The organism is Pseudomonas sp. (assembly GCF_049645325.1).
Lineage (GTDB): Bacteria > Pseudomonadota > Gammaproteobacteria > Pseudomonadales > Pseudomonadaceae > Aquipseudomonas.
The window spans coordinates 1-12,618 of sequence record NZ_JBARTQ010000405.1; the positions used below are offsets into that span (position 1 = coordinate 1).

9 protein-coding genes are annotated in these 12,618 nt (G+C 61.9%); 4 read left to right on the forward strand and 5 right to left on the reverse strand.

All coding sequences use genetic code 11. The annotated features are described in order from the left end of the window. Positions 1–57: 57 nt before the first annotated feature. The gene (locus WBB95_RS17555) at positions 58–630 is read right to left on the reverse strand and encodes a xanthine phosphoribosyltransferase (RefSeq protein WP_003195447.1); all 573 of its coding nucleotides are present in this window, start codon (positions 628–630) and stop codon (positions 58–60) included. 58 nt (positions 631–688) lie between these two features. Then, a complete protein-coding gene (gene rep, locus WBB95_RS17560; RefSeq protein ID WP_424488741.1) occupies positions 689–2,698 on the reverse strand; it encodes a DNA helicase Rep in 2,010 nt (669 codons plus the stop codon). A 257-nt stretch (positions 2,699–2,955) separates the two neighbouring features. Between rep and WBB95_RS17565 the strand changes: the two genes are divergently transcribed. After that, positions 2,956–4,620, forward strand: coding sequence for a putative bifunctional diguanylate cyclase/phosphodiesterase (locus WBB95_RS17565; RefSeq protein ID WP_424488742.1), 1,665 nt, complete (start codon positions 2,956–2,958; stop codon positions 4,618–4,620). A 124-nt stretch (positions 4,621–4,744) separates the two neighbouring features. On the opposite strand, the gene WBB95_RS17570 is transcribed toward WBB95_RS17565, so the two are convergent. Then, positions 4,745–6,148 carry a NorM family multidrug efflux MATE transporter gene (locus WBB95_RS17570; RefSeq protein ID WP_424488743.1) on the reverse strand — a complete coding sequence of 468 codons (1,404 nt, stop codon included), beginning with the start codon at positions 6,146–6,148 and terminating at the stop codon, positions 4,745–4,747. A 152-nt stretch (positions 6,149–6,300) separates the two neighbouring features. Between WBB95_RS17570 and WBB95_RS17575 the strand changes: the two genes are divergently transcribed. Both WBB95_RS17575 and WBB95_RS17580 read left to right on the forward strand, forming a co-directional pair. Next, positions 6,301–7,221, forward strand: coding sequence for a LysR substrate-binding domain-containing protein (locus WBB95_RS17575; RefSeq protein ID WP_424488744.1), 921 nt, complete (start codon positions 6,301–6,303; stop codon positions 7,219–7,221). A gap of 177 nt (positions 7,222–7,398) precedes the next feature. Further along, entirely contained in the window at positions 7,399–9,375 is a 1,977-nt protein-coding gene (locus WBB95_RS17580; protein WP_424488745.1) for a methyl-accepting chemotaxis protein, read from the forward strand. A gap of 3 nt (positions 9,376–9,378) precedes the next feature. Here WBB95_RS17580 and WBB95_RS17585 read toward each other — a convergent pair whose 3' ends face one another. Continuing rightward, positions 9,379–10,293, reverse strand: coding sequence for an ABC transporter six-transmembrane domain-containing protein (locus WBB95_RS17585; RefSeq protein ID WP_424488746.1), 915 nt, complete (start codon positions 10,291–10,293; stop codon positions 9,379–9,381). A gap of 112 nt (positions 10,294–10,405) precedes the next feature. Between WBB95_RS17585 and WBB95_RS17590 the strand changes: the two genes are divergently transcribed. Beyond that, a complete protein-coding gene (locus tag WBB95_RS17590; RefSeq protein WP_424488747.1) occupies positions 10,406–10,990 on the forward strand; it encodes a TetR/AcrR family transcriptional regulator in 585 nt (194 codons plus the stop codon). Here the strand turns inward: WBB95_RS17590 and WBB95_RS17595 are convergent. Beyond that, complete coding sequence (locus tag WBB95_RS17595; RefSeq protein ID WP_424488748.1) at positions 10,987–12,483, reverse strand: YifB family Mg chelatase-like AAA ATPase; 1,497 nt, start codon at positions 12,481–12,483, stop codon at positions 10,987–10,989. The genes WBB95_RS17590 and WBB95_RS17595 overlap by 4 nt on opposite strands. Positions 12,484–12,618: the final 135 nt, after the last annotated feature.

A 12,618-nucleotide genomic window follows, 5' to 3' on the forward strand; every position in this document is an offset into this window, starting at 1 on the left:
CCACCGCATTCGCGAGCAAGCCCGCTCCCACATTTTTTAACCGCATTCAGGCAGCGATTACTCGATGAACGTGACCACCCCACCGGCCAGCGACTTCACCCGCGCCAGCGACTCAACCCGATAACCCTGCGCATCCAACTCCGCACGGCCGCCCTGGAAGGACTTCTCGATCACAATCCCCAAGCCCGCCACGGTCGCGCCGGCTTGCTTGATGATCGAAATCAGCGCCTGGGAGGCTTTGCCATTGGCCAGGAAATCATCGATCACCAGCACGCGGTCGCTGCTGGTCAGGTGGCGCGGGGAGATCGCCACGGTGCTTTCGGTTTTCTTGGTGAAGGAATACACCGTCGCCGACAGCAGGTTTTCGGTCAGGGTCAGGGACTGCTGCTTACGCGCGAAGATCACCGGCACGCCCAGGTTCAGGCCGGTCATGATCGCCGGCGCGATACCCGAAGCCTCAATGGTGACGATCTTGGTGATGCCCGAGTCCTTGAACAGCGCGGCGAATTCGTCGCCGATCAGTTTCATCAGCGCCGGGTCGATCTGGTGGTTCAGAAAGGCGTCGACCTTGAGTACCTGATCGGAAAGCACGATGCCTTCTTCGCGAATTTTCTTGTGCAGTGCTTCCACGGAAAGCTTCCTCTAATGGCGCGTCGTGCGCCGAAAGTAGATTAAAAAGTAGTCGATTCTAGCGCTTTAACATCGCGCGTATATCCGCCAAGGCGGTGTTGCCGCGGACGGCCTTCACCTCGGTCGGGGTGTCGTCATTGCCTTCCCAGGCCAAGTCGTCCGGCGGCAGTTCATCCAGGAACCGGCTGGGGGCACAATCGATGATTTCGCCGTATTGCTTGCGCTTGGCGGCAAAGGTGAACGCCAGGGTCTGACGCGCGCGGGTAATGCCCACGTAGGCCAGCCGACGTTCTTCCTCGATGGTGTCAGCTTCAATGCTGGAACGGTGTGGGAGAATTTCCTCCTCCATGCCCATGATGAACACGTAGGGGAATTCCAGGCCCTTGGAGGCATGCAACGTCATCATTTGCACGCCTTCGGCGCCGTCTTCCTCTTCCTGCTGGCGCTCCAGCATGTCGCGCAGCACCAGCTTGCCGATGGCGTCTTCGACGGTCATCTCGCCTTCTTCGTCCTTCTCCAGCGTGTTTTTCAACGCTTCGATCAGGAACCAGACGTTGCCCATGCGGTAATCCGCGGCCTTGTCGCTGGAACTGTTGGTGCGCAGCCAGTTCTCGTAGTCGATGTCCATGACCATGCTGCGCAGCGCGCTGATCGGGTCTTCGCCGGAACACTGTTCGCGCACCTTGTCCATGAAGCGCTTGAAGCGCGACAGGCGATCGGTGAAGCGCGTGTCCAGATGTTCGCCCAGGCCGATTTCGTCGGTGGCGGCGTACATCGAGATCTTGCGTTCGGTGGCGTAGTTACCGAGTTTTTCCAGGGTCGTGGAACCGATTTCCCGGCGCGGCACGTTGATCACGCGCAGGAAGGCGTTGTCGTCGTCCGGGTTCACGATCAGGCGGAAGTAAGCCATCAGGTCTTTTACTTCCTGGCGTCCGAAAAAGCTGTTGCCGCCCGACAGACGATACGGAATCTGGTGGTGCTGCAGCTTCAACTCGATCAGCTTGGCCTGGTAGTTGCCGCGGTACAGGATCGCAAAATCGCTGTAAGGCCGGTCGGTGCGCAGGTGCAGGGTCAGGAGTTCCACGGCCACGCGCTCGGCTTCGGCGTCTTCGTTGCGGCAGCGGATCACGCGGATTTCGTCGCCGTGGCCCATCTCGCTCCACAGTTGTTTTTCAAACTCGTGGGGGTTGTTGGAGATCAGCACGTTGGCGCAACGCAGGATGCGGCTGGTGGAGCGGTAGTTCTGCTCCAGCATCACCACTTTCAGGGACGGGTAATCGTCCTTGAGCAGCATCAGGTTTTCCGGGCGCGCGCCGCGCCAGGCGTAGATCGACTGGTCGTCGTCGCCTACCACGGTGAACTGGTTGCGCTTGCCGATCAGCATTTTCACCAGCAGGTATTGGCTGGCGTTGGTGTCCTGGTATTCGTCCACCAGCAAGTAGCGGACTTTGTTCTGCCATTTTTCGAGGATGTCGGCGTGTTCCTCGAACAGCTTCACCGGCAGCAGGATCAGGTCGTCGAAGTCCACCGCGTTGAACGCCTTGAGCGTGCGCTGGTAGTGGGTGTAGACGATGGCGGCAGTCTGTTCCTTGGGGTTGCGCGCGTTTTCCAGGGCCTGGGGCGGCAGGATCAGGTCGTTTTTCCAGGCGCCGATCATGTTCTTGATCTCATCCACGCCGTCGTCGCCTGCGTACTCCTTTTGCATGATGTCGGTCATCAGCGACTTCACATCGGTCTCGTCAAAGATCGAGAAGCCCGGCTTGTAGCCCAGCCGCGCATGCTCCTTGCGGATGATATTCAGGCCCAGGTTGTGGAAGGTGCACACGGTCAGGCCGCGGCCTTCGCCACCCTTGAGCAGCGTGCCGACACGCTCCTTCATTTCGCGCGCCGCCTTGTTGGTAAAGGTCATGGCGACGATGTACTGAGCGCGAATGCCGCAGCTCTGGATCAGGTGCGCGATCTTGCGGGTGATCACGCTGGTCTTGCCGGAACCGGCACCGGCGAGCACCAATAGAGGGCCGCCGACGTAGTTCACGGCTTCTTGCTGCCGGGGATTGAGTCGGGACATACAGAGTTCAGGGAGTCGTTGATCAAAAGGGCGGGCATTTTAACAGGCTGGCAAGATTCTGCTGCCATAGAACGACGGTGTGACGTACCACTCGATCTAAATTTGCCGGTTTTGATACTTTGCCGCAGGATGTGGGGGGCTTTTTGAGACGAATGCTTACAGCCAGCGTATTTGATAACCCCTATCATTGGTGAATCTCAGGCCGCGCGTCATAATGCCCGCCGCCAACGAAATCTTGCAGAGTCTAGGGAGCCAGCTTGTCTACGCCTGTCGAACCCTTGCGTTTGCTGCTACTGGCCGATGAGCCAGCGTGGGCAGCGTTGTTGCGCGAGTGCCTGGCGCCGATGGGCGAAGGGGCTGTGCTGATCAGTGCGCCCAACTGGGACTCGGTGAGTCGTCTGTTCGATGACGACCACAGTGCCGTGCTATTGACCACGCCCAACCTGCAACCCGGCCCCGGTCGCTGCAGCTTGCCGTGTGTATTGTTGCTGGAACAGGAACCGTTGGTGTCGCCGCTGGGTGTCAGTGATTGGCTGGTGCGTCATGTATTGGACGCCGATACATTGCGCCGCTGTCTGCGCCATGTGCGCGAGCGCGGCGTGCTGGAAAATACCCTGCAGCGCCTGGCCGAACAGGACCCGCTCACCGGTATCGCCAATCGCCAGGGTTTTCAGACCTTGCTGGCGGCGCGGCTGGCTGAAAACGAAGGCCGCGGCCTGGCCCTGGGTCATCTGGACCTCGACAATTTTCGCCACGCCAACGATGCGCTCGGCCACCAGGCCGGCGACCGGCTGATCCTGCAAGTGGTGTCGCGGCTCAAAAGCCAGCTGGAAGCCGGCGACCAACTGGCGCGTCTGGGCAGCGATGAATTCGCCTTGCTGATCGATACCCGCCGCGCTCCCCAGCGCGCCGAATGGATGGCCGAGCGCATCACCGAAGCGATGGCCGAGCCCTATTGGGTGGATGGCGAAAGCCTGCTGATCGGCTGCAGCCTCGGTGTGGCGCATGCCCGCGCCAAGGCTGGCGCCGACCCGTTGATGTGGCACGCGCATATCGCCATGCAGCAAGCCAAGAGCACTCAGGGCTGCACTTTTCACATCTTCAATGAGCGAATCAACCGCAACGCGCGCAGCCTCGCTGACCTCGAAAGTGAGCTGCGCCGTGCGTTGCGTCGTGACGAACTGGAGCTGCATTACCAGCCGCGCCTGGACCTGGACGACGGGCATATCGTCGGCCTCGAAGCGCTGGTGCGCTGGCGTCATGGCGAACGCGGCCTGTTGCCGCCGAGCGAATTCGTGCCGCTGGCCGAACAAAGCGGCCTGATCGTGCCATTGGGTTACTGGGTGATTTCCCGCGCCCTGCGCGACATGCAAGACCTGCGCGAACGCGGCCTGCCGCCGCTGCACATGGCGGTGAACCTGTCGTTTCGCCAGTTCCAGGACAGCCAGTTACTGTCGACATTGAGCCGGCTGATCACCGAGCGCGGCGTGGAAGCGCAATGGCTGGAGTTTGAGCTGACCGAAACCGCCGTGATGCGTCGCAGTGACTTGGTCAAGCAGACCATGGACGCCCTCGGGCGCCTCGGCGTGCGGTTTTCCCTGGATGACTTCGGCACCGGTTTTTCGTCATTCGTGCACCTCAACAGCCTGCCGATTGCCTTGTTGAAGATCGACAAGAGCTTCGTCGGCGGCATGGAAGAGCGCGAAGAAAACCGCAAGCTGGTCCATGCCATGATCAACCTGGCCCACAACCTCAACCTGGAAGTGGTGGCAGAAGGGGTGGAAACGCCGGAGCAGTTGGCGCTGTTGCGCTTGTTCGGTTGCGACCAGGCGCAGGGGTATTTGATCAGCAAGCCGTTACCGCTGCCGGAGCTGGTGGAGTACCTGACATTCGGCAAAAGCCAGCAGGCTTTATTGGGCTGAGTTGCAAACCCAATCGAACCTGTGGGCGCTGGCTTGCCTGCGATGCAGGCACCTCGGTGTGTCAGGCATAACCAAGTGATGCCATCGCAGGCAGGCCAGCTCCCACAGTGGCCGTGTGCATTCTCTATTCAGGCTGCATCGCCTGGAAATCAGCCCGCACTTGTGGCTCCTGCCGAATCATCCGCTTCATCTTCGCCTCAAACGCCCAGGTCAGACTCACCGCCGCACACGCCAGGCCGAGCGCCAGGCCCCACCACACGCCCGTCGGCCCCCAGCCGAGGGTGAATGCCATCAACCAGGCAGACGGCGCGCCGATCAGCCAATAGCAACCCAGGCCGACCAGGAAGGTGGTCTTGGCATCCTTGAGCCCACGGATGCAGCCCATGGCGATGGTCTGCACGCCGTCGAACAGTTCAAACCAGGCCGCGACGGCCAACAGGCTGACCGCCAGCACGATCACGTCATGGAATGCCGGGTCGCTATGGTCCAGGAACAGTCCGATCAGGGGGTCGGAAAACAGCCACAGCACCGCCGCAAAGCCCAGCATTACCACTGCACCAAAACCGATGCCAACGCGGCCGGCCAGGCGTGCGTGCAGCAACTGCCCGGCGCCGTAGTGTTGGCCAATGCGCATGGTGATCGCGTAGGACATCCCCGCCGGCACCATGAACGCCACCGAGACGATTTGCAGGGCAATCTGATGCGCCGCCAATTGGGTGCTGCCCATGGTGCCCATGCACAGCGCAGCGAAGGCAAACAGCCCGACTTCCACCGCGTAGGTGCCTCCGATCGGCAGGCCCAGGCGCCAGAGTTCGCGCAGGTAGTGGGTGTTGAGGCGCAACAGGCCCTTGCCGAGTGGATAGGCCGCGTAGGCCCGGTTGCTGCGGATGTACCACATCAACGCCAGGGCCATGCTGTTGGCGACGATGGCCGTCACCAGCCCGATGCCCATCAGGCCCAGTTTTGGCAGGCCGAACATGCCTTCGATCAGGGCATGGTTGAGCAGGTAGTTGATCACCGTGCCGCACAGGCTGATCACCATCACTGGCGTGGCCTTGCCAATGGCGCTGGTGAAGCCGCGCAGGGCCATGAAGCTCAGGTAACCGGGCAGGGCGAAGGGCAGGATCGTCAGGAACTGCCCCGCTGCGTGCACGTTGGTTTCGGTCTGGCCGAACATCAGCAGCACGGGCTTGAGGTTCCACAGCAGCAAGCCGGCTACCAGGGCCATCAGCCAAGCGAGCCACAGCCCGGCTTGGGTCAGGCGCGTGGCGCCTTCGATGTCGCCGGCGCCGTGCCGAATGGCCACGAGGGTGCCAACGGCGGCAATCACGCCAATGCAAAAAATCGCCACGAACGAGTAGCTGGCCGCACCCAAACCGCCGCCGGCCAGGGCTTCCGGGCTGAGGCGGGCCATCATCAGGGTGTCGGTCAGCACCATCAACATGTGCGCCAACTGTGAGGCAATCAACGGCCCCGAAAGCCGCAGAATGGCCCAGAGTTCGGTACGTGCCGGATGTTGCATGATCATCACGCTCGAAATGTCAGAGGGTTGGGGAGGGGTTGATTCTCGGCGCTCTCAGCCCATTGCACAAAACGATAAATGCGATCGTCCGCATGATTAAAACTCATACTTGGGCGATTCTGGTAGGGTTTGCGCATTGCGCCGTCGGAGCCTTCCCAATGTCTCGTCGCCTACCACCGCTGTATGCCCTGCGCGCCTTTGAGGCCGCTTCCCGGCACAACTCCTTCACCCGTGCGGCGGAGGAATTGTCGATTACACAAAGTGCGGTGAGCCGACATATCCGCACACTTGAAGAGCATTTTGCCTGTCGCCTGTTCCAACGCAGTGGCCGTACTTTGCAGCTCACTGAGGCAGCGCGTTTGCTGTTGCCCGGTGTACGCGAGGGCTTCGCTGCCCTGGAGCGGGCTTGCCACACGCTGAATGCTGAAGACGACATCCTGCGCATGAAGGCGCCGTCGACCCTGACCATGCGTTGGTTGCTGGCGCGGCTCAGTCGCTTCCGTGCGTTGCAGCCGGGCAATGAGGTGCAACTGACCAGCGCCTGGATGAGCGTGGATGAAGTGGACTTCAACCAGGAACCGTTCGATTGCGCGGTACTCCTGAGTTATGGGCATTTCCCGGCGGACTGGGAGGCCTGCTACCTGTTCCCTGAATTGCTGATTCCCGTGGGGGCGCCGAACTTGGTGAACGACGGGCCCTGGGATGTAAATCGCCTGGCCGCCGCCGAGCTGTTGCACCCCACGCCCGACCGGCGCGACTGGCGCAACTGGCTGGAGCGCATGGGGCTGTCGTCCCAGGTGTCGCTCAAGGGTGGGCAAGTGTTCGACACCCTGGAGCTGGGCATGATTGCCGCCGCGCGCGGCTATGGGGTTTCCATGGGCGACCTGTTGATGGTGGCCGAAGACGTGGCCCAAGGGCGCTTGAGCCTGCCGTGGCCGACTGCCGTGGCCAGCCGGGAAAATTACTATCTGGTGTGGCCGAAAACCCGCCCCGGCGGTGAGCGTTTACGCCGCTTGGCCGAGTTTCTTCAGGGTGAAGTCAAGGCCATGGAATTGCCTCAGGTCGAACGGCTGGACTGAGGTGGCACAGCCCCTGCCTGCAATCGTTTGCGCGATACCCCTGCGGATCGCTCAAGTATTGTCCGTGCCCGCCGAAGTAATTGTGTTGGAACCATCGTGCCCCAACGTTTCCCACCAGATAATTTGCCGAGCAACGCTATGAGATCAGGATGATCCTGGCCTCGGCCAGGAGCTCTTATGTCTCAACCTCGCGCTCGGATCGCCTCCCAGTTAGGCCTTGCTTTGGCCGTTATTTTGGCTGTCGTCATCAGCGGCAGCACCGTTTTCGCCTTGCGTTCTCTCGACTCCGCCAACCTCGACACCCGTGAGGAACACTTGGCCAGCGAGGCGCGCTTGCTCGCCGACCAACTCAACACCTTCCACAGCACCTTGCGCGAAAGTACCCAGCGTTTGAGCGGGCTATTTGAAAAGCGCTTCGGCGCCGGTTTGAGCGTGCGCGCCGACCAACCCGTGGCCGTGGCCGGCGTACAAACCCCGAGCCTCTACCTGGGCAGTGACCTGCTGAACAACGATTTCGATGAAGTCGATGAGTTCAAGGACACCTCCGGCGGTGTCGCGACTGTGTTTGTGCGCAATGGCGAGGACTTCATCCGCATCAGCACATCGCTGACCAAGCAGGACGGCAGCCGCGCCATCGGCACGGCCCTGGACCATCAGCATCCCGCGTATCAGCGCCTGCTGGCCGGCCAGAGTTATGTTGGCCGCGCGGTGCTGTTCGAACGCTCCTACATGACCCAGTACACGCCAGTGCGTGACGGTGCCGGTAAGGTCATCGCGGTGCTGTTTGTCGGTTTCGACTACACCGACTCGCAGAATGCCCAGTTTGAAAACCTCAAACGCTTCCGCATTGGCCAGACCGGTTCCCTCGCGCTGCTGGACGAACAGAAACACTGGCTGGTGCCGCCGGCGGGCGTGCAGGCGCTGGATCAAGCGATCCCGGTGATGCTCGACCTGGCTAAAAAGCCCGGTGAAGGGCGTTTCTGGAGCGACAAAAACGAAGACTTCTACAGCGTCTCGGTACCGTTTGAAGGCGGCCCGTGGGCGGTGGTGGCAAGCATGCCGAAGTCCGAAATCCGTGCAGTGACTTGGGCGGTGGGCATTCGCCTGGTGATTGGCAGCGTGCTGGCGATGTTGTTTGCGGTGGGCGCGGCGGTCTGGTTGCTGCGCAGCAAATTGCAGCCCCTGAGTGACCTGGTGCGTCAGGCCGAAGCCTTGGGCGCGGGCGATTTGAGCGCACGCTTGAACGTGTCCAGCCATGATGAAATCGGCCAGTTGGCGCGCAGCTTCAACCAGATGGGCGAAGCGCTGTCGACCATGGTTTCGCACATTCGCAAGGCCGCCGAAGAGGTCAACAGCCGGGCGCAGGCGTTGTCCGGCTTGTCTGGCGGTGCGTATGAAGGCATGGAGCAGCAGTCCGGCGAGATCACCAGCATGGCCGGCGCCGTGGAGGAGTTCAGCGCCACTTCGCTGAACATCGCCGACAACATGGGCAACACCGAGCGGTTGGCCCAGGAAAACGCCCAGCAAACCCGGATTGGCCGCACGTCGATGCAAGAGGCGTCGTCGTCCCTGGAGCATATCGCCACCGCGCTCAACAGCACGGCCACGGTGATCAACACCCTGGGCCAGCGCTCCCAGGAGATCGGCGGAATTGTCGGGGTGATCACCTCGATTGCCGAGCAGACCAACTTGCTCGCGCTCAACGCCGCCATCGAAGCGGCGCGGGCCGGTGAACAAGGTCGCGGCTTTGCCGTGGTTGCCGACGAAGTGCGCAACCTGGCGTCGCGCACTCGCCAGGCCACGGATGAAATCTCGGTGATGATCCAGAGCATCCAGCAGGAAACCGGCAACGCCATCAGCACCATGGAGCATGGCAACGTGCTGATGCAGGAAGGCCTGTCGCGTAACGCTGATGTGGCTTCTGCCCTGGCGCGAATCGACGAGCAAAGCCGCTCGGCCGGTCAGCAATTTGCCGCGATTACCACCGCGACCCAGGAACAGAGCAGCACCGCGAACGTGCTTAGCAGTAACCTGCAAAGCATTGCGCTGGCCAACAGCGAGCAGCGTGAAGTGGTGTCGAACCTGGCGATTACCGCCAAGGAACTGGAAACCCTGGCGGCTGGCCTGCGCCATGAAGTGGACCGGTTTCGTTAAGGTCTAGCGGTCGCCCAGGCCTGGGTCCACGCGCTTGCCGATGTCCTTGAGACGCGCCAGTTGATCGACCATCCCTGGCGCTTCATCGAGGCTGCTGACGAAGGTCCACAAGTAGGTCATCACCGCGTAGATGTGGCCGGCCTTGACCGCCGGCGACAGCGCCAATTGGCTGATCGCGACCACAAACAGCAGGGCTGCCAGCGTGCCGATAAACAGGAACGCGGCGGCCTCGCGGTCTGACAGCCAGATGCGCAGGCGCGACAGCACTTGATAGTGTCGCTGCAAGGTCTGTGCGCCGACCTTTTCCACCAGGCCGATTTCCTTCTCCAGGCGGTCGTTCAAGCGTTCATGCAACTGCTGGTTACGCCGGGCAAAGCGCGGCAGCAACGTGGTGCACAGCAGCAGCGCGCTCAGGCACGCCAGGCCGATCCACGGCTCGATCACCAGCAACATCACCGCCGCACCGACGATGGACACCAGCGCCGTGGCGATGGTCGGTACATGTTTTTCGAAGAAGTCGACAAAGTCCCGTGCCAGCACCACTCGCGCCGCCGCCCGCGAGGTGCTGTGGTTCTGCAAGCGCTGATTGAGGATCACCGGCACGGCGAGGTCGGCGTAGATCCGCGTAAAGGTGCGGGTGTCCAAAGCCCTGCGCGCCGCGCCGACCACCCAGAACGCCAAGACCACCGCCGCGTAAAACAGCGCGCTGCCCGCGTCTCCACGAATAATCGAGTCCACCGCGAACCCCGCAAACAGCGGGTAGGCCAGCAGCAATGCGTTCTCGAGCGCGACCAGCGACAACGTGCAGAACAGCTTGCCGGGGTAGGCCCTGGCGATCGCCTTGAGGGTCTGGCTGGCGGACTGTTGGCCGATTTTCTTGCTTTCTTCGATCAGAATAGGCGGTGTGGCGAATGACATGGGTGCACCAAAGGAGTGTTAGACGCTATTATTGAGCGACTGCTCAAGTATCCTTGAGCGACCGCTCAAAAAGCAAGCGCCACTCATCCACCGGCGCCCGAGGGAATTGCCAATGTCGCGTATCGACCGTAAAGACCAGATCATCGCCGCCGCCCTGGAGCTGTTTCGCAGCAAAGGTTTCGCCGATGTGTCCACCCGTGATCTGGCCGAACATGCCGGGCTGTCGCGCAGCCACGTCTACCACTACTTCAGCGACTGGAATGAACTGCGCCGCGAAGCTTTCGTGCGCTTTGCCAACGAACAACTGGATGAAGTGCGCGCTCCGCTGGCAGACCTGCCACCCCGCGAGGCGCTGGTGACGTTCCTGCGCGATTGCCTGCCGTGCACCGCCGATGCCGGCTGGGCGCTGTGGCTGGATGCCTGGGACGAGGCAATGCACGACCCGCAAATGGCCGAGGCTTACCTGGTGATCAACGCCCAGTGGCAGGGCATGCTCGCCGAGGTGATCGAGCAGGGCGTTGCTGCTGGTGTTTTTCGTTGCGAATCGCCCCAACGTGCTGCCCGACAGCTTTTTGCCTTGGCGATGGGATATGCCGATGACCTGATGCTCAAACCATCCACTGAGTCGGCAGAAGCAGTGCTGGAAGAGGTCATGGAGGTGGCGCGGTTGCTATTGGGTTTTCCCAACGGGCTCTAACCGACTGCGGCGGGCCGGTACTGCAGGGCCTCGGCCAAATGATGGCGGGCGATGTGCTCCACGTGCTCAAGGTCGGCCAGGGTCCGCGCGACCTTGAGCAACCGATGGGCCGCGCGCAGCGACAACGTCAGCCGCTCGCACGCGCTTTCCAGCCAGCTTTCGTCGGTCTTTGCCAGCTTGCAGTGCGCGCGTAATCCTGGGAGGTCCAGAAACGCATTAGCGCAACCTTGACGCTTTTGCTGGCGCTCCCTGGCTTCGGCGACTTCCGCCGAGGCCTTTGCGGTGTTGTCGCCGGCCTGTTGAGTAGGGTTCAGCGCGGTAGTTTCCCGCGCGACGGTCAGGTGCAGATCAATCCGGTCCAGCAAGGGCCCCGAGAGTTTGTTGCGATAGCGCTGGATTTGCTCCGGCGTGCACCGACAGCGCCCACTGGGTTCGCCCAAATAGCCACAGGGGCAGGGGTTCATGGCCGCCACCAATTGGAAGCGGGCCGGGAAGCTCACGCGATCACGGGCGCGGGAAATCACGATATGGCCGGACTCCAGCGGTTCGCGCAGCACCTCCAGGACTTTGCGATCAAACTCCGGCAACTCATCCAGAAACAACACGCCGTGATGGGCCAGGGTGATTTCCCCCGGTTGCGGTTTTGAACCGCCGCCCACCAATGCCGGGCCCGACGCCGAGTGGTGCGGCTGGCGAAACGGCCGATGCGGCCAGTGGCTCAATGGCGCCAGGCTGACCACCGACTGAATCGCGGCCACTTCCAGCGCTTCCTGCTCGCTCAAGGGCGGTAACAGCCCGGGAAGGCGGCTGGCGAGCAAGGTCTTGCCGGTGCCCGGCGGCCCGCTGAACAGCAGGTTATGCGCGCCTGCCGCCGCGATCAGCAAGGCGCGTTTGGCCGCCAGTTGACCCTGTACCTCACTCAGGTCGGGGTAGGGCTTGTTCAAGTACAGCAAACCGTCGGATTTATAGGGCTCAATCGGCACAACCCCGTTCAGGTGCGCCACCACCTGCAGCAAGTGGTCCACCGCAATTACCTTCAGCCCTGAGGCCAGGCAGGCTTCCTCGGCGTTGGCCCGAGGCACTATCACGGTGCGCCCGGCCTTGCGTGCCGCCAACGCCGCCGGCAATACGCCTTTGATGGCGCGCACTTCACCGGACAGCGCCAATTCCCCCAGGCATTCCACGTCATCGAGCATCAACGCCGGCACCTGCACACTGGCCGCGAGAATGCCCAGGGCAATCGCCAGATCAAAACGCCCACCGTCCTTGGGCAGGTCGGCGGGCGCGAGGTTGAGAGTGATGCGTCGGGCGGGGTATTGCAGGGCCGAGTTGAGAATGGCGCTGCGCACGCGGTCTTTGCTTTCCCTGACGGCGGTTTCCGGCAGGCCCACCAGCGTCAGCGATGGCAGACCATTGGCCATGTGCACTTCAACGGTGACGGCGGGAGCTTCTACGCCAATTTGGGCGCGGCTGTGGACGATGGCGAGGGACATGCTCGTTCCTTGAGTGGAGTGCCGCTTCCTGCGGGTTTTTCAAGGGTAGACGAGGTGGGGAAGAGTGAGGCGGGGGAGGTTTTACAGAACGTATCCAAAGACGGCATGGCAAATGTGGGAGCTGGCTTGCCTGCG